The organism is Georgenia wangjunii (assembly GCF_036421975.1).
GTDB lineage: Bacteria > Actinomycetota > Actinomycetes > Actinomycetales > Actinomycetaceae > Georgenia_A > Georgenia_A wangjunii.
In genome coordinates this window covers 835,460-852,328 of sequence record NZ_JAZGON010000001.1, presented here as the reverse complement: position 1 = coordinate 852,328, position 16,869 = coordinate 835,460, and the positions used below count along the sequence as shown (strand labels likewise).

Here is a 16,869-nt window from a genome sequence, read left to right as displayed (position 1 = left end):
CGAAACTCCCAGACCGGTCGGGGCGTGCGGGACGCACGCAGGACGTCGAGAAGTGTAAGTCGTCTCAGATCGCGGGAACCGGCGTGTCCGTCACGTGACATGCCGCGCGGGTGTGCTCAGCCCAGCAACGTGGACAGGACGTCCCACCCCAGGCGCACGATGAGGGCGCCGACGACGAGGACGAAGATGACACGGACGAAGGCGCTGCCGCGCGAGACCGCCATGCGCGCCCCGACGTAGCCGCCGGCGAGGTTGGCGACCCCGACCATGAGGCCGAGCCCCCACAGCACCGCGCCGTAGGGGATGAAGAAGATGAGTGCCCCGGCGTTCGTGGCGAAGTTGACGATCTTCGCGATCGCCGACGCCGGGAGGAACGCGTACCCGAGGACGCCGACGAGGCTGATGACGAGGAACGTCCCGGTGCCCGGGCCGAGGAGCCCGTCGTAGGCACCGATGACGACGCCGAGCCCGGCAGCCGCGCCGTGGTGGCGCCGGCCCGCCCACCGCAGGTCGGTCGTGCGTCCCACGCTCGGCCGGGCGATCGTCCACGCCGCCACCCCGAGGAGGACGACGAGGATGATCGGGGTGAAGAGCTCCTCCGGGATGCGTGAGGCAAGCGCGGCGCCGCCGACGGCGCCGAGGAGCGCCGTCACCGCCATCGGCGCTGCGGTGCGCAGGTCCGGCCCCACCCGCCGGTAGTACGTCACGGCGCTGACGGAGGTCCCCATGATCCCGGCGAGCTTGTTCGTCGCGAGCGCCTGGACCGGCGTGATGCCGGGGACGAGAAGGAGCGCGGGGAGCTGGATGAGGCCGCCCCCGCCGACGACGGCGTCGATCCAGCCGGCCGTGAAGCCGGCGAGGAGGAGGAGCACGACGGCGAGCACGTCGAGGTCGGGGGGCACGCGGACATTTAACCGCGCCGGTGGGACCGGCTCGACCGTCGCGGTCACCACCACCAGCGGCGAGACCGCACGGACCTGGGTGAGACCGCACCGTCCGACCGCGCCCGGGACCAGAAGGGTGCGGTCTCACGCGCGGCGACTCGCTGACGAGGAGGGCGCCGAGGTGGGGAGGGCTGGGCGGCGGGGTCGTGGAGTCTTCGGGTCAGCCCTCGGCGTGGAGCGCCTCGAACTCGGCGTCGGCGGCCACCTCGGCGTCCACGTCGAGGCGCAGGTGGGCCAGGATCGACAGGAGCGTGCGGAGGGCGGCCGCGGCCCGCTCGCCCCAGCTCGAGAGGTAGGAGAACTGCCACCACCACAGGGCCTCGATCTCGTGGCCGGCGCGGTGGTGCTGCAGGCCCCGGCTCAGCGCCGTGGCGATCTCGCCGAGGTCGGCCGACAACGAGCCGGTCACGGTCCGCGGCGCGAGGAGCGGGTCGGCCACCTCGCGGTACTCGTCCACACCGTCGAGCGCGTTCGCCAGGCCCATCCGCAGGGCGTCGGCGTCGGGCTCGGCGCCGTCGTCGGGCTCGAAGCGTTCCTGCGGGACGACGTCGACGATCGCGCCGAGCCGCGCCCCGGCGGCCGTGACGTCGGAGACGGCGAGGAGGAGGAGCGCGACGACGGCGTCCGGGTTCGCCCCGGCCGCGACCTCACGCAGGGTGGTGAGGAAGCGCTCGGACTCGGCGGCCATCGCGGCGGCGAGGACGCGGAGCTCCGCGGCCTCGTCGGCGGGTGCCGGCTCGTGCTCAGGCATCGATTCGTCTCCGTCCCTCGAAGGCACGCCCGAGAGTGACCTCGTCGGCGTACTCCAGGTCTCCCCCGACCGGAAGGCCGGAGGCGAGGCGCGAGACGGGGATGTCCATCCCGCGCAGCAGGCGGGCCAGGTAGGTGGCGGTGGCCTCGCCCTCGATGTTGGGGTCGGTGGCGAGGATGACCTCCTCGACGGCACCGTCGGCGAGGCGGGTCATGAGCTCGCGGATGCGCAGGTCGTCCGGCCCGACGCCGTCGATCGGGTTGATGGCGCCGCCGAGCACGTGGTACCTGCCGCGGAACTCGCGGGTGCGCTCGATCGCGACGACGTCCTTCGCCTCCTCGACGACGCACAGCACCGTGAGCGAGCGGCGCGGGTCGGCGCAGATCCGGCACTGCGGGCCCTCGGCGATGTTGCCGCACGTCTCGCAGAAGCGGACCCGCTCCTTGGCCTGGGTGAGGGCCTGGGCGAGCCGCGTGACGTCAGCGGCATCCGCGTTGAGGACGTGGAAGGCGATCCGTTGCGCGCTCTTGGGCCCGACGCCGGGAAGACGGCCGAGCTCGTCGATCAGGTCCTGGACTGCGCCTTCGTACACCCCGTCAGCCTACGGCGCGCCGGGCGAGCGGTCGTCCTGCTCGTCGATGACCGTCCCGCCAAGGAGCCGGGCCACGAGCGGGGCGCCCACGAGGCCGGAGTCCTCGGCGTCCGGGTCGTCCATGCTCGGGTGGTCGTCCTTGGCGGCGGTGCGTCGCGCCCCCTGCGCCGGCGCGCCACCCGGGCTCGCGCCCGGACGATCCCCGTAGCTGCCGGCGCCGCCGGGTCCGCGCGCGTCGCGCGGGGTGCCCGGGCGGGGCGAAGCCGCCCCCGTGCCGGACCGCGAGGTGGCGCCCGATGGCCGGTCAGAGCCGTCGGCCGGGGAATCCGTGCGCGAGCCCTCGGGGCGTGGGCCGGAGTCGCTCGTACCTGGGCTGCTGCCACCGTTCCCGCGGCGACTCGAAGGGCTACCGGCGGCGGCCGGCGCACCGAAGGGCTCGGGACCGGCGTCGAAGGGCTCGTCCGGCGGTGCCCACTCGGGCTCCGCGGCCGGTTCCCACGTCGTGGCCGGCATGGGCCCGTCAGCGGGCGCGGGGTTCGGCCCACCGGCGCGACCGCCCGGGGCACCCGGCGCCGCTCCGGGAGCGGGTCGGCCCTCGGCGGCCTGGCTGAGCACCGCCTCGATCCGGACCTGGACGCCGAGCGTCTCCGCCAGCGCGCGCTGGAGCGGCTCGACGTGGTTGCCGTTGCGGAAGGTCTGCGCGAGGCCCGCCGTCGAGAACGCGAGGCTCAGCACGCCGCCCCCGATCTCGGCCACGTGGCCGTCCTGGGACACGAGCGCCCACGTGCCGCGCCGCAGCCGGGCGAGGGTCTCGAGGACCTCGGGCCAGCGGCGCCGGACCATGTCGGCGTCGACGCCCGGCGCGACCGGCGGCGCAGCAGGAACCGGCGGCGCGGCAGGAGCCGGCGCGGCAGGCACCGGGGTGGCGGGGGCCGGCGCGGGAGCGGGCGTGGCCGGGGGCGACTGGGCAGCGGCCGGGGAGGGCTGAGGGGCGGCCGTGGACGTAGCCGGGCGCGAGTCGGGCGCCGCGGACGTGGCCGGGCGGGTCTCACGTGCCACGGACGGCTCGCGCGTACCGCGGTCCGCCGTGCCCGCGGAGGCGCCGTCGCCCATGTCCTCGCCGCGGGCGGGCACGTTCGAGGCCGGGGCGGACGCGCGCGCAGCCGGGGCGTCGGACGTTCCCGCGGGAACGTCTCCGCGAGGCTGAGCCGGTGCGGGCCGGCCCGGCGCGGCACCCACCGGGCCACCGGCCGGCCCGGTCGGAGCCGGGCCGCCGCTCGGAGCCGGGCCGCTCGCCGGCTGGCCGGCGTCGGACGTTCCCGCGGGAACGTCCCCGCGAGATTGAGCCGGTGCTGGTCCCGCGCTGGCCGACGTGCCGGCGAGGCCACCACTGGCCGGGCCGCCGCTCCGAGCCGGGCCGCTCGCCGACTGGCCGGTGCCGGGCGTTCCCACGGGAAGGTCTCCGCGGGGGGCGGTCGACGGACCGGAGCCCGGGCGGGTCACCGGAGCGCCTCCGCCGTCGGGGGCAGCGGACGTTCCCGCGGGAACGTCGACGCGAGCCGCGGGCGTGCGGCCAGCGTCCGCACCTCCGGGCGCGCTGGCACCCGCTCCGCGTGCAGCCGCCGGAACACCCTGGCTGGCGCCGGCCGGAGCCGTACCGCCGGTCGGCGTTCCCGCGGGAACGCCACTTCCGCCTGCGGTCGTGCGACCCGCCGCGGCGACGCTCGAGAGGTGCCGCTCGATCCGCTCGAGGCGGGCGCCGTGGCCGCGAGCGGCGTCGTCGGCCCCGGGCAGGAGGATGCGCGCGCACAGGAGCTCGAGCTGGAGGCGCGGGGACGTCGCCCCCGCCATCTCGGTGAGGGCGTCGTTGACGAGGTCGGCGGCGCGGGAGAGCTGGGCCGGGCCGAGGTGCTGGGCCTGGATCCGCATCCGCTCGAGCTGGTCCTGGGGCGCGGAGCGGAGCACCGAGCCCGCACGCTCCCCGGCGACGGCGATGACGACGAGGTCCCGGAGCCGCTCGAGGAGGTCCTCGACGAAGCGGCGCGGGTCGTGCCCGGACTCGATGACGCGGTCGACGACGCGGAAGACGCTCGCCCCGTCGCGCGCGGCGATCGCCTCGACGACGTCGTCGAGCAGCGTGGCGTCGGTGTAGCCGAGGAGGGCGATGGCGCGCTCGTAGCTGACCTCGCCGTCCTCCGCGCCGGCCATGAGCTGGTCGAGGACGGAGAGCGAGTCACGCACGGACCCGCCACCCGCGCGGACGACGAGCGGCAGGACGCCGCCGGCCACGCGCACGCCCTCGGCGGTGCACAGCTCCTCGAGGTAAGCCTGGAGCCGCTCGGGCGGGACGAGCCGGAACGGGTAGTGGTGGGTCCGCGAGCGGATCGTGCCGATGACCTTCTCGGGCTCCGTCGTCGCGAAGACGAACTTCACGTGCCGCGGCGGCTCCTCGACGAGCTTGAGGAGGGCGTTGAAGCCCTGGTTCGAGACCATGTGGGCCTCGTCGATGATGAAGATCTTGAAGCGGTCCCGCGCCGGCGCGAAGGCCGCCCGCTCGCGCAGGTCGCGGGCGTCGTCGACGCCTCCGTGCGAGGCGGCGTCCATCTCGACGACGTCGAGCGAGCCGGCGCCGCCGCGCGCGAGGTCGACGCAGCTGTCGCACACGCCGCACGGGGTGTCCGTCGGCCCCTCGGCGCAGTTGAGGCAGCGCGCGAAGATGCGGGCCGACGTCGTCTTGCCGCACCCGCGTGGCCCGGAGAAGAGGTAGGCGTGGGTGACGCGGTCCCCGCGCAGGGCCGCCATGAGCGGCTCGGTGACGTGCTCCTGACCGATGACGTCCGCGAAGGTCTCCGGGCGGTAGCGGCGGTACAGGGCTGTGCTCACCCGACGACTCTAGGCGCCCGGACCCACACGGCGCACCGGTGCGCCCGGGTCCTGTGCGGGCATGAAAGGACCCCCCGTGCACCCGCCAGAGCCCACCTGCCCTTGCTGCCTTCCGGCCCTGGGGGAGTTCAGCAGGGTGACGCCGCACGAGGGGTCGCGGACAAGTCTAACGGACCCTGTGAGCGAGTCCACCGGCCCGCGGTTCGGACCCTCGGCCCGGCTCGGGTATCGTGGTCGGGCCAGGAGGATTCGCCTAGTGGCCTATGGCGCACGCTTGGAAAGCGTGTTGGGTTAACGCCCTCGGGGGTTCGAATCCCCCATCCTCCGCCGCCCGAAGGGCCCGTGACCCGCAGCAGTGCCGGTCCGGGCCCTTCGTCGTCGGGGCGTCGAGGGCTCGGCGCCGTGCTCCGTCGTCTCCGATGGCTACCTCCGCCGAAGACCTCAGCGGCACCGCTCGCCGGGGGCCAGCGGCGTAGGCACCGCCGTCCTGCCGGGCCCGTGTCGCCCTCCCTGAGCGGTGGGCCGACACCTGATGTTTCCTGGGAATATAGTTCCGGCGAGTCCAGTTGCCGGTGTCATGGACTTCTTCGACACCTTGGTTCGGTACGAGACCCACCTGTGGAACCACCTCGACGGCCGCCTCCGCGCCGCAGGCGGCCCGTCGCTCGCCACCGTGCTGGCGCTGCGGGTCGTGGCCGGGCATGCCGGTGCGTGCCGGGTGCAGGAGCTGCGTGCGGACCTGGGCATCACCGTCGGCGCGGCGAGCAAGCTCGTGGACCGGCTGGAGCGTGACGGCCTGGCCGTGCGCCGTGCGAACCCGGACGACCGTCGCTCCTCCCTCATCGACCTCACTACCGAGGGCCGGCGCGCGCTCGAGCGCGGCACCGACGTGGTCAGCAACGGCCTCGCCGAGCACCTGGGCGACGACCGCGACGTCGCCCAGGTGACCGCCGCGCTCACGCGCCTGGACGGACGGCTGCACGACGGCGCGGCGGTGGCGTCATGACGGGGCGCATGCGCGCGGTGGTCATCGACGCGCCCGGCGGCCCCGAGGTCCTGCAGGTCCGTGACGTCCCGGTGCCCGACGTGGGCCCCGGCCACGTGCTGATCCGGGTCCGCGCCTTCGGCCTGAACCGGTCCGAGCTGCACTTCCGGCGCGGCCAGGCCTCGTTCGGCACCTTCCCCCGCATCCCCGGCATCGAGGCGGCCGGCGTCGTGGAGGCCGCCCCGGGCGGTGAGTACGCCGTCGGCACGCAGGTGGTGACGATGATGGGCGGGATGGGCCGCACGTCCGACGGCGGCTACGCCGAGTACGTCGTCGTGCCCGCGGGTCAGGTCATCGCCTTCCGCAGCGACCTGCCGTGGGACGTGCTGGGCGCCGTTCCCGAGATGCTGCAGACCGCGCACGGCTCCCTCGCCGTCGGTGTCCGGGCGAACGCCGGTGACACCCTGCTGGTGCGCGGCGGCACGTCGGCCGTCGGCATGGCCGTGGCCGTCCTCGGCAAGCTCCGCGGGATGACCGTCCTGTCCACCACCCGGTCGCCGAGCAACGTTCCCCTGCTGGAACGCCTCGGCGTGGACCACGCACTGGTCGACGACGGGCAGATCGCGGACCGGGTCCACGAGCTCGTCCCGGGCGGCGCGGACGGCGCGGTCGAGCTCGTCGGGGTGAACACCCTGCGCGACTCGCTGCGCGCGGTGCGGTCCGGCGGCACCGTGTGCTTCACGGGGATGCTCTCGGACCAGTGGACGGTCCCCGAGTTCTACCCGATGGACTGGCTGCCCAACGGCGTGCGCCTGACCGCGTACTCCGGCGGGGCCGGCGACCTGCCGCCGGCCGTGCTCCAAGACTTTCTCGACTCTGTCGCGGCGGGCCACGCACGCGTCCCGGTCGGGCGCACCTACCGGCTCGACGACATCGTCCAGGCGCACAGCGACCTGGAGGCGAACGCCGTCGGCGGCAAGGCGGTCGTGGTCCTGTGAGCGTCGACCGGGCGCCTCACGGAGGTGTCGCGTGATCACCTTCGACTCCGTCAACAAGACGTACCCGGAAGGGACCGTTGCCGTCCGCGAGTTCAGCCTCACCGTCCCGTCACACCAGACGGTGGCGCTCGTGGGGTCGTCGGGGTCGGGGAAGACGACGTTGCTGCGGATGGTCAACCGGATGGTGGATCCGACCTCCGGCACGGTCGCGGTCGACGGCCGCGACGTCGCCACCGTCGACCGGGTGACACTCCGGCGATCCATCGGGTACGTACTTCAGGCCGGCGGGCTGCTGCCGCACCGCACGGTGCTGGACAACATCGCGACGGTGCCGGTCCTGGCGGGTACTCCGCGGCGCCGCGCCCGGCACGCAGCCGCGGCTCTGCTGGAACGGGTGGGGTTGGACGTGTCGCTGGCCGACCGCTACCCGAGTCAGCTCTCCGGCGGCCAGCAGCAACGCGTGGGCGTGGCTCGCGCCCTGGCCGCCGACCCCAACATCTTGCTCATGGACGAGCCCTTCGGCGCCGTTGACCCGATCGTGCGGCGCGAGCTGCAGGACGAGATGCGCCGCCTGCAGCAGGACCTGGGGAAGACCATCGTGCTCGTCACCCACGACATCGACGAGGCGTTCCGGCTCGCCGACCACGTCGTGGTCCTGCGCGAGGGCGGGCGGATCGCCCAGGCGGGCACGCCCCTCGAGATACTCGCCCGGCCCGCAGACGACTTCGTGCGCAGCTTCGTCGGCGCCGACCGCGCCGATCGGCACCTTCGCCAGGTGGACGTCGACGGCCGCCCCGTCGTCATCGACGGCGAGGGCCGGCCCGTGGGGGTGCTGGCGCCGTGACCTGGCTGTCCCACGCCTGGCCGCAGGTGGTGGAGCTGACCGGCACCCATCTGCTGCTCAGCGTCCCGGCAATCGTCCTGAGCGTGCTGCTCGCGGTTCCGATCGGCTACCTCGCCGCCCGGCACCCGCGCGCCGGAGGCGTCCTGCTCGGCGCGGCGACCCTGCTGTACGCCGTCCCGGCCCTGCCGCTGCTCATCATCATCCCGGCCGTGCTGGGAGTCCCGTTGCGCTCGGCGGCCACCGTCGTCGTGGCGCTGACCGTGTACGGGACGGCGCTGCTCGTACGGACCGCCGCCGACGCCTTCTCCACCGTCTCCTCCGAGGTCCGCCAGGCAGCCGCCGCTGTCGGGCACTCCACATGGGCGCTGTGGTGGCGCGTCGACCTGCCGTTGGCCGTGCCCGTGCTGGTCGCCGGCGCCCGCGTCGTGACGGTCAGCACGGTGGGGCTCACGACGATCGGTGCGCTCATCGGCGTGCCGAGCCTGGGGACTCTGTTCACCGACGGGTTCCAGCGAGGCATCCTCGCCGAGGTCGCGACGGGGATCGTCGTCACCGTGGCCGTCGCCCTGCTGCTGGACGGGGTGTGCCTCCTCACCGGTCGCGCGTTGACCCCGTGGACGCGCAAGAGCGCCACGCCACCGGTGGCAGTGGAGCTTGCCCGATGAGCCTCCTCCTCGATGCGTTCGCGTGGCTCGGCGACCCGGCCCAGTGGGCCGGTACCGGCTCGATCCCCGCCAGGCTCGCGGAGCATCTGGCCATCACCGTCGGCGTGGTCGTCGTGGCCGCCGGGCTGGCGATACCCATCGGTGTCGCCGTCGGTCACACCCGCCGCGGCCAGGTGGCCGTCGTCGCCGTCGTCGGCGCCGCCCGAGCCGTCCCGACGCTCGGCTTGCTGACCGGGCTCGCACTCCTGCTCGGCATCGGCGTCCGCGCACCGGTCGTGGCGCTCGTCGTGCTCGCCGTGCCGTCAGTCCTGGCCGGCTGCTACGCCGGCATCCAAGCCGTCGACGCCCTCACCGTCGACGCCTCGCGTGCCGTCGGCATGAGCGAGGCCCAGGTGCTGGCGCGGGTCGAGCTGCCGCTGGCCGCACCCGTCGTCGTGGGCGGCCTGCGCGCCGCCACGCTGCAGGTCGTCGCCACGGCAACCCTCGCTGCGTACACCGCGGACCTGGGTTTGGGGCGTTACCTGTTCGCCGGCCTGAAGTCCGGCGACTACGCCCAGATGCTCGGTGGAGCCCTGCTCGTCACCGCCCTCGCGCTCCTCCTCGAGCTCGCCCTCGCAGGAGCTCAACGGGCTGTGGCCCGGCGCACTCGTCCCGAACCCAGCCGTCGTCTGCGACGGACCCCCACAACGAAGGACACCGCATGACGTTCCGCCCCCGCCTCGCCGTCGCTCTGACCGGCGTGGCGATCACCCTGACCGCGTGCTCGAACGCCGACCCGCTCGCCGAAACCACCGGCGAGCCCACGGACGGGGGGTCGTCGACGATCGTCATCGGCTCCCAGGACTACTACTCCAACGAGATCATCGCCGAGATCTACGGCCAGGCGCTTGAGGCCGCCGACTACACCGTCGACCGCCAGTTCCGCATCGGCCAGCGCGAGGCCTACGTGCCCGAGCTGGAGTCCGGCAGCATCGACCTGTTCCCCGAGTACAGCGGGCCCCTCTTGCAGTACTGGCGGCCGGACACCACCGCCCGCCTCGCCGACGACGTCTACGCCGAGCTCGCCGAGGTCGCCCCTGACGGGCTCCGGCTGCTGGACCAGTCGCCCGCCACCGACCAGGACTCCTACACCGTCACCCGCGAGTTCGCCGACACCTGGGGCCTGACCACCATCGACGACCTGGCCAAGGTCACCGTGCCGCTGACCCTCGGCGGCAACTCCGAGGGCGAGAACCGCCCCAACGGGCCGCGCGGCCTGCGGGAGAACTACGGCGTGGACGTCTCCTTCACCCCCATCGAGGACGGCGGTGGACCGCTGACCGTCAAGGCCCTGCAGGACGGGGACATCCAGCTCGCCATCATCTACACGGCCGACCCCTCCATCGGGACGAACGACCTCGTCTCGCTCGAGGACACGGCGGGCCTCTTCCTCGCCTCCCACGTCGTCCCGCTGGCCAGTGACGACGTCGACGACGCAGCCGCCGAGGTCATCGACGCCGTCAGCGCGGCCATGACCGCCGAGGAGCTCGTCGCCCTCAACGCCCGCAGTGTTGACGAGCAGCTCCCCGCGGCGCAGATCGCCGCGGACTGGCTGGCCGAGCACCCCGGGCTCAGCTCCTGATCACCCCATCCCCCGAGACCGAGGACACCATGACCACGACGTTCGACCTCACGACGACCACGACGGCGGTTCTCGTCGTCGACATGCAGAACGACAACCTTCACCCCGACGGCGCTTTCGCCTCGAGCGGCGCCGCCGACCACGCCGCCTCCCAGAACGTGGTCAGCAACGTCCGCACCGTGCTCGACGCGGCCCGGGCTGCGGGCACCCACGTCTTCCACAACCGGATCGTCGTCTACCCCGGCCAGGACGTCGGCGGCAGCAACGCGCCGATCTTTCGGATGCTCGGGCCCGAGTCCCTCAAGCTCGGTACCTGGGGCGCCGCGATCGTGGACGGGCTCGACCCCCGCGAGGACGAGATCGTGCTGGACCGGATGCGGATGAGCGCCTTCCACGGCACCAGCCTCGACGCCATGCTCCGCAACCTCCGCGTCACCGACGTGGTCGTCGTCGGCGTCTGGACGAACATGGCCGTCGAGCACACCGTCCGCGACGCCGCCGACCTCGGCTACCGGGTCGCGATCGTCTCCGACGCCACCTCGTCCATCAACGAGGACTGGCAGCGTGCAGCCCTCGGGTACGCGCTGACGAACATCGCCACCATCACGGACACCGCGGCGGTCACGGCCGCGCTCGGGTCGGCGTCCCGGTAGGACCGCTCGGACCAGACCTCTCGGCCGGTCGGGAGCGACCATCAGAGCCGCCCCGGCCGGCCGGTGAGGTTCTCGGGCCTACTCCTCGAGGGGCTCCGCGTCCGCCCAGCCGTGCGAGGCGCGCAGGCTCCGGGAGCGCGCTGCGTCCGCGCGCCGCCGCTGCGCCGCGCGCTCGCTCGCTCGGGAGTCGCGCACGTCGATCCGGATGCCCTCGTCCGCGTCCACCCCCGCCACGAGCTGCCGGCCGCGCTCGAGCTGGACGTCGAGCTCGGCCCCGTAGAGCAGCGACATGTTGATGATCCACAGCCACAGGAAGAACACGACGATGCCCGCGAGCGCCGCGCCGTAGCTGATGTCGAACCGCCCGAACGCGCTCACGTAGAAGCTGAGGCCGTACGAGGCGGCCGCGGCGATCGCCAGGGCGACGACGGCTCCGGGCGAGATCCAGCGGAAGCGCGGGTACCGGACGTTCGGTGTCGCGTAGTAGAGGACCGCGACGACGAGGATCGCCGCGGCGAGGAGCACCGGCCAGCGCGCGACCTCCCAGGCGAGCACGACGGCGTCACCGAGGTCGAGGACATCACCGATCGCGTGGGTCACCGGCCCGGAGACGACGAGCATGAGCGCGACGAGCGAGCCGAAGGCGACGAGCATGACGGTGGTGACCAGGTGCCAGATGAGCAGGCGCCACAGGGGCCGGCCCTCGTCGACGCCGTAGATGCGGTTGAGCGCGCGGCCGAACGCCCCGACGTAGCCCGACGCCAGCCACAGCCCGGTGAGGATCCCGACGACGAGCGTGATGCCGGCGGAGGGCTGGTTGAGGACGGCGAGAACCGGCTCGGTCACCGAGGCGAGCGCCTCGTCGTCGGGAGTGAGCTGGCGCAGGATGTCGAGGACGGCCTGGGTGCTCGTCTCGCCCTGGCCGATGAGGGTGAGGACGGAGACGAGCGCGACGGCGACCGGAGGGATGGACAGGACCCCGAAGAACGTCAGGCTCGCGGCCCGGTCCCAGCACTCGTGGGCGAAGAACTCGCGCAGCGCCTTGCCCGCCATGAACCGCCGGGAGGGGCGGCGCCCCACCGTCGGCGCGCGTGAGTCCCGCCCGTCCCCGCCCTCGGCGGGACCGGCCGGTCGGGACGGCGCGGCTCGCGGCGTCGCCTCCGTGCGTGCCATGCCCCGAGTGTGCTCCGGCCGCCGGAGCACCACCACCTGTCCGGGGTCTCACCGGCGTCCGGCGTGCACCGAGCCGTTGTCGCTCGCTGACCGGCGCCGACCCTCGGCCGACGTCCGGACCTCCCCGTAGGATCGCGGGATGATCTTCAAGGGCGTGGGCGACGGCCGTCCGTACCCGGACCACGGGCTGCGCACCGCACGGGACTGGGCGGTCGTGCCGCCCCGCCAGGTGCGCCTCGACGAGCTCGTCACCACGAAGCGCGAGCTCGACCTGCACAGCCTCCTCTCGGAGGACTCGACGTTCTACGGGGACCTCTTCGCCCACGTCATCTCGTGGCGCGGCACGCTCTACCTCGAGGACGGGCTGCACCGCGCGCTCCGGGCGGCGCTCCAGCAGCGCCTGCTCCTGCACGCCCGCGTCCTCGAGCTCGACCTCGAGGGCCGGCCCCTCCTGGGACGCTGAGGCGCGGACCGTTTCCGAGAACGTGGGCCCGAGCGGCTACCGTTCCCCTGTGACGCAAGCATCAGCGGCCGACGCCGCGCGCCGACGCGCCGAGCGCCGACGCCGGCTCCAGCAGCGCCAGACCGTGATCTTCGGCCTCCTCATCACGATGCTCCTCGCGGTCGCGCTCGTCGCCGGCGCGATGTGGAGCGGCGTCCTGCCCTCACCGGTCGCGCGCCCCTTCAGCACCCCGGCGCCCACCGAGGAGGCCCAGGCGTTCTCCCCGTGCCCGCCGCCGGACGCGCTCCCGGTCCCCTTCGGTGAGATCACCGCGAACGTCTACAACGGCACGACGCGCGGCGGTCTCGCCGCCACGACGGCGAGCCAGCTCTCCCAGTTCGGCGTCGTCATCTCGAGCGAGGCCAACAACCCCGGCGGCCGCTACTCCGGGACCGCGCAGATCGTCACCGGCCCGATCGGCATCACCTCGGCGTACACCGTGGCCGCCCTCATCCCCGACGCCGTCGTCGCCCTCGAGAGCGACCGCACGGACCAGACCGTCGACGTCGTCCTCGGTGACGCCTTCGAGTCGGTCCTCACGCCCGAGACGGCAGCCGTCGACCCGACGATGCCGCTCGAGGCGCCCGCCGGGTGCACCCCGGTGGACGCCCCCACGGCCGGCGAGGGCGGCGAGGTCGAGCAGCCCGCCGAGGGCTGAGCCGAGTCCTCCTGCACCCGCGCCCGCACCCGGGTCCGCGCCACAGGGCCGGCGACGCAGCGGGGCGGGAGCCCGGACGGCCCCACCCCGCGTCACGAGCTACGCGCTACGCCCGGGGCGTGCGCGCCTCGCCGCCGCCCGGCACGGACGCCGGGCTCGCCGGCTCCGTCTCCGTGCCCCGCCAGCGCGCCACCGCGCGCATGAGGTGGTAGACGCCGAGGGCGGAGGCGGTACCGAGGGCGATACCGCCGAACTGGAGCTGGCCGACGCTCCACGTGTAGTTCGCGATGCCGACGACGAGCGCGATCGCCGCCGTCGTGAGGTTGACCGGGTCGGAGAAGTCGACCTTGTTCTGCACCCAGATCCGGGCACCGAGGACGCCGATCATCCCGTAGAGCACGGTCGCGGCGCCGCCGAGGACGCCGTCGGGGATGGTGTTGATGACCTCGCCGAACTTCGGCGAGAGGCTGAGGAGCAGCGCGACGGTCGCGGCGACGCCGTACGCGGCCGTGGAGTAGACGCGCGTCGCCGCCATGACCCCGATGTTCTCGGCGTACGTCGTCGTCCCGGAGCCACCGCCCGCGCCGGCGAGGGTCGTCGCCAGGCCGTCGGCGAACAGGGCCCTGCCGGTGACGTCGTCGAGGTTCTCCCCGGTCATCGCGGCGACCGACTTCACGTGCCCGATGTTCTCGGCGACGAGGACGAGGACGACCGGCACGAACAGGCCGAGGAGGGCGGGCTCGAACGTCGGGGTCGTGAAGGAGGGCAGCCCGAACCACGCGGCGTCGTCGATGGCCGTGAAGTCGACCTCGGAGCGCAGCACCGCGACGGCGTAACCGACGAGGACGCCGACGAGGATCGCCAGGCGCCCGAGGATCCCGCGGAAGAGCACGGTGACGAGGACGATGGCGGCGATCGTCGCCACGGCGGTGACGGGTGCCACGGAGACGTTGTTCCACGCCTCGGGCGCGAGGTTGAAGCCGATGAGCGCCACGATCGTGCCCGTCACGGCGGGCGGCATGACGACGTCGATCCAGCGCGCCCCCGCGACGTGGACGACGAGACCGACGATCGCGAGGAGCACGCCGGTGACGAGGACGCCGCCGAGGGCCGCGGACATCCCGCTCGACGCGGTCGCCGCCCCGATGGGTGCGATGAACGCGAAGCTCGAGCCGAGGTAGCTGGGGAGCCGGCCGCGGGTGATGAGGAGGAAGAGCGCCGTGCCGATCGCGGAGAAGAACAGCGTCGTCGACGGCGGGAAACCGGTGATGAGCGGGACGAGGAACGTCGCCCCGAACATGGCGACGACGTGCTGCGCCCCGATCCCGATCGTCCGCGGCCAGCTGAGCCGCTCGCCGGGGGCGACGACCGCGTCCGGTGCGACGCGCCTCCCGTCACCGTGAACCGTCCACATGCCCGCCATGGCGAACCTCCCGCGTCGTCCGTGCGGCCCCGGGCGGGACCTCGCGAAGGGTAGTACCGTCCCCGCCCGTGCCGGCGGCACCGCCGTCCTGTGGGACCGGGCGTGAGATCGTTGGCCGACGAGCACGGGAGGTCTCCGATGAGCGACGACCGCGGGCGGGACGGCAACCCTGCCGGGGCACCGTCGGGTGCCCAGGCGCCCTGGTCCGCCCCTGGGCGGGTCCCGGCACCGTCCGGCGGCACCGGCACCGGCACCGGACGTGAGCCTCTCCCCGCCCCGGGCTACGGCCCGGCCCCTGCCGCCTCGGACGCGGCTCAGCCCTACGGCCGGGCGCCGTCACCGTACGGGCAGGCACCGGCCGCGCCGGACGTGGCCACGCCGGCACCGCATCCCGCCGCCGACGACCCCCCTTCCCCCTTCGCCGCGGACGCCAAGGAGCGGGACCGCGTCTTCGCCGGCCCCGGCTACACGAGCGCCGGGCTGCGCAACGACGGGTTCGCCGTCGGCGCCATGGTCCTCGGGATCCTCGGCATCGTCGTGCCCGGGGTGTGCCTCGTCGCCATCGTGCTCGGCCACGGCGGCCTCCACCGGCTCCGGACGTCCTACTCCGGCGGGCGCGGCCTCGCGGTCGCCGGGCTCGTGCTCGGCTACGCGGGCCTGGCCATCTGGGTCTCGGTCCTGCTCCTCTACCTGGCGCTGCGGACGTTCTCCTGAGGGATGCGGCCCCGGACTGCGGGCCGCAGGATGGACTGACGCCCCCGCCGAAAGGACGTCATGACCGCCACGCTGAGCCGCGCCTCTGTCCGCGACACCGCCCGCATCCTCGCTCTCGTGCTCGCGCCGACGGTGGGCCGAGGGGTCATCATCCGTCGCGAGGCGGTCCTGCCCCTCGCCGGTCGGCTCGACGTCGACCAGCGGGCGTGCGCGGTGCTCGCCGAGGTGCGCGAGCGGTACGGTCCCGGCCCCCTCCGGCTGCGGGCGCCGCTGCTCGACGTCGCCGTCGTCCTCGATCCCGACGACGTCGGGCGGCTCCTCACCGAGACCCCCGAGACCTTTACCGCCGCCGAGCGGCTCAAGCGCGGCGCGCTGACCCACTTCGAGCCCACCGGCGTCCTCGTCTCCGGGCGCGACCGCCGGGCGCTGCGCCGCCCGTTCAACGAGCGCGTCCTCGACACGAGCCTCCCGGTGCACCACCTCCACGACCGCTTCGCGCAGGTGGTCCGTGAGGAGGTGGACACGCTCCTCGCGGCGCAGGAGGTCGACGCCGGTGGTGCTCTCACGCTGCGGTGGCCACCCTTCCACGCGACGTTCAACCGGATCGTGCGCCGGGTGGTCCTCGGGGACGCGGCAGCCGACGACGAGCGCCTCACCGAGGTGCTCGACGAGCTCCGCGCCCAGGCCAACTGGTCGTTCTTCCGGCCCCGCAGCCCCGGCCGCCTGCGCGAGCTCGCCGAGGGCCTCAAGGCCTACGTCCGCGCGGCGGAACCGGGCAGCCTCGCCGCGGTCGTCGCGGCGACCCCCGCCCCGCCGGGCACGGCCCCCGTGGGGCAGATCCCCCAGTGGCTCTTCGCCTTCGACGCCGCCGGCATCGCCGTCTACCGGGCGTTGGCCCTCGCCGCGTCGCACCCGGACCTCGCCCGGCGGCTGCGTGCCGAGGCCGCGGCCGACGGCGGCGTCCTGCCTCTCGCCCGGGGGACCGTCCTCGAGTCCGTGCGGCTGTGGCCGACGACGCTGACGATCCTGCGCGAGTCGCTCCGCCCCACGCAGTGGTCGGGGCGGACGGCGGCGACCGGCACCTCGTTCCTCGTCGTCTCGAGCTTCTTCCACCGCGACGAGACCCGGCTCGAGCACGCCGACCGCTGCGAGCCCGAGATCTGGCTCGACGGCCGGGCGGACACCTCCTGGTCCCTCGTCCCGTTCAGCGGCGGGCCGGCCGGCTGCCCCGGCCGGAACCTCGTCCTCGCGGTGACGAGCACGCTCCTGTCCGCCGTCGTCGGCGGGCTCGACGCGCGCGCCGAAGGGCCCGTGCGGCTGGACCCGGCACACCCGCTCCCCCGCACGCTCGACCACACGTCCGTCACCCTCCGGCTCCGCCCGGCCACCGCGGCGACCGGCGGGCCGGCGGCCGCGAGCGCGCGGTTCGGTCCGGACGCCGGGCGGAGATAGCCTCACCTGTC

General features: G+C 74.2%; 17 protein-coding genes, 1 tRNA gene and 1 other RNA gene. 12 read left to right on the top strand and 7 right to left on the bottom strand.

Annotated elements, in window-relative coordinates:
* Positions 1-116: 116 nt before the first annotated feature.
* The 5 genes from V2J63_RS03810 to ffs all read right to left on the bottom strand — a co-directional run bounded on the left by V2J63_RS03810 (position 117) and on the right by ffs (position 5,329).
* Positions 117-902, bottom strand: coding sequence for a sulfite exporter TauE/SafE family protein (locus V2J63_RS03810; protein WP_331229637.1), 786 nt, complete (start codon positions 900-902; stop codon positions 117-119).
* Between the two features lie 202 nt (positions 903-1,104).
* On the bottom strand, positions 1,105-1,695 hold the full coding sequence (locus tag V2J63_RS03805) for a DUF5063 domain-containing protein (protein WP_331229636.1): 591 nt from the start codon (positions 1,693-1,695) through the stop codon (positions 1,105-1,107).
* Positions 1,688-2,287 (bottom strand): recombination mediator RecR, encoded by a 600-nt coding sequence (gene recR, locus V2J63_RS03800; protein WP_331229635.1) that lies wholly within the window; start codon positions 2,285-2,287, stop codon positions 1,688-1,690. The genes V2J63_RS03805 and recR overlap by 8 nt, the downstream gene beginning before the upstream one ends.
* A 9-nt stretch (positions 2,288-2,296) precedes the next feature.
* Positions 2,297-5,170 carry a DNA polymerase III subunit gamma and tau gene (locus V2J63_RS03795; protein WP_331229634.1) on the bottom strand — a complete coding sequence of 958 codons (2,874 nt, stop codon included), beginning with the start codon at positions 5,168-5,170 and terminating at the stop codon, positions 2,297-2,299.
* A 62-nt stretch (positions 5,171-5,232) separates the two neighbouring features.
* An RNA gene (ffs, locus tag V2J63_RS03790) (signal recognition particle sRNA small type) lies at positions 5,233-5,329 on the bottom strand.
* An 83-nt stretch (positions 5,330-5,412) separates the two neighbouring features.
* Between ffs and V2J63_RS03785 the strand changes: the two genes are divergently transcribed.
* The 8 genes from V2J63_RS03785 to V2J63_RS03750 all read left to right on the top strand — a co-directional run bounded on the left by V2J63_RS03785 (position 5,413) and on the right by V2J63_RS03750 (position 10,936).
* Positions 5,413-5,497 (top strand) — tRNA-Ser (locus V2J63_RS03785).
* Between the two features lie 250 nt (positions 5,498-5,747).
* Positions 5,748-6,176: a MarR family winged helix-turn-helix transcriptional regulator gene (locus tag V2J63_RS03780; protein WP_331229633.1), complete on the top strand. Its 429-nt coding sequence runs from the start codon at positions 5,748-5,750 to the stop codon at positions 6,174-6,176.
* Positions 6,173-7,153, top strand: coding sequence for an alcohol dehydrogenase catalytic domain-containing protein (locus tag V2J63_RS03775; RefSeq protein ID WP_331229632.1), 981 nt, complete (start codon positions 6,173-6,175; stop codon positions 7,151-7,153). The genes V2J63_RS03780 and V2J63_RS03775 overlap by 4 nt, the downstream gene beginning before the upstream one ends.
* A 31-nt stretch (positions 7,154-7,184) precedes the next feature.
* Positions 7,185-7,997 carry an ABC transporter ATP-binding protein gene (locus V2J63_RS03770; RefSeq protein ID WP_331229631.1) on the top strand — a complete coding sequence of 271 codons (813 nt, stop codon included), beginning with the start codon at positions 7,185-7,187 and terminating at the stop codon, positions 7,995-7,997.
* Positions 7,994-8,662, top strand: a complete 669-nt coding sequence (locus V2J63_RS03765) for an ABC transporter permease (protein WP_331229630.1) — start codon at positions 7,994-7,996, stop codon at positions 8,660-8,662. Before V2J63_RS03770 ends, V2J63_RS03765 begins: the two co-directional genes overlap by 4 nt.
* Positions 8,659-9,366, top strand: coding sequence for an ABC transporter permease subunit (locus V2J63_RS03760; protein ID WP_331229629.1), 708 nt, complete (start codon positions 8,659-8,661; stop codon positions 9,364-9,366). Before V2J63_RS03765 ends, V2J63_RS03760 begins: the two co-directional genes overlap by 4 nt.
* Positions 9,363-10,283: an ABC transporter substrate-binding protein gene (locus V2J63_RS03755; protein ID WP_331229628.1), complete on the top strand. Its 921-nt coding sequence runs from the start codon at positions 9,363-9,365 to the stop codon at positions 10,281-10,283. The genes V2J63_RS03760 and V2J63_RS03755 overlap by 4 nt, the downstream gene beginning before the upstream one ends.
* 29 nt (positions 10,284-10,312) lie before the next feature.
* A complete protein-coding gene (locus V2J63_RS03750; protein WP_331229627.1) occupies positions 10,313-10,936 on the top strand; it encodes a cysteine hydrolase family protein in 624 nt (207 codons plus the stop codon).
* Between the two features lie 78 nt (positions 10,937-11,014).
* On the opposite strand, the gene V2J63_RS03745 is transcribed toward V2J63_RS03750, so the two are convergent.
* Positions 11,015-12,109, bottom strand: a complete 1,095-nt coding sequence (locus tag V2J63_RS03745; protein ID WP_331229626.1) for a YihY/virulence factor BrkB family protein — start codon at positions 12,107-12,109, stop codon at positions 11,015-11,017.
* 139 nt (positions 12,110-12,248) lie between these two features.
* Here V2J63_RS03745 and V2J63_RS03740 point away from each other — a divergent pair, with 139 nt between their 5' ends.
* Positions 12,249-12,572 carry a type II toxin-antitoxin system VapB family antitoxin gene (locus V2J63_RS03740; protein ID WP_331229625.1) on the top strand — a complete coding sequence of 108 codons (324 nt, stop codon included), beginning with the start codon at positions 12,249-12,251 and terminating at the stop codon, positions 12,570-12,572.
* A 49-nt stretch (positions 12,573-12,621) separates the two neighbouring features.
* Positions 12,622-13,269 (top strand): LytR C-terminal domain-containing protein, encoded by a 648-nt coding sequence (locus V2J63_RS03735; RefSeq protein WP_331229624.1) that lies wholly within the window; start codon positions 12,622-12,624, stop codon positions 13,267-13,269.
* 106 nt (positions 13,270-13,375) lie between these two features.
* On the opposite strand, the gene V2J63_RS03730 is transcribed toward V2J63_RS03735, so the two are convergent.
* On the bottom strand, positions 13,376-14,692 hold the full coding sequence (locus V2J63_RS03730) for a uracil-xanthine permease family protein (protein WP_331229623.1): 1,317 nt from the start codon (positions 14,690-14,692) through the stop codon (positions 13,376-13,378).
* Between the two features lie 138 nt (positions 14,693-14,830).
* Between V2J63_RS03730 and V2J63_RS03725 the strand changes: the two genes are divergently transcribed.
* The gene (locus tag V2J63_RS03725) at positions 14,831-15,406 is read left to right on the top strand and encodes a DUF4190 domain-containing protein (RefSeq protein WP_331229622.1); all 576 of its coding nucleotides are present in this window, start codon (positions 14,831-14,833) and stop codon (positions 15,404-15,406) included.
* Positions 15,407-15,466: 60 nt separating this feature from the next.
* A complete protein-coding gene (locus tag V2J63_RS03720; RefSeq protein WP_331229621.1) occupies positions 15,467-16,858 on the top strand; it encodes a cytochrome P450 in 1,392 nt (463 codons plus the stop codon).
* Positions 16,859-16,869 lie beyond the last annotated feature (11 nt).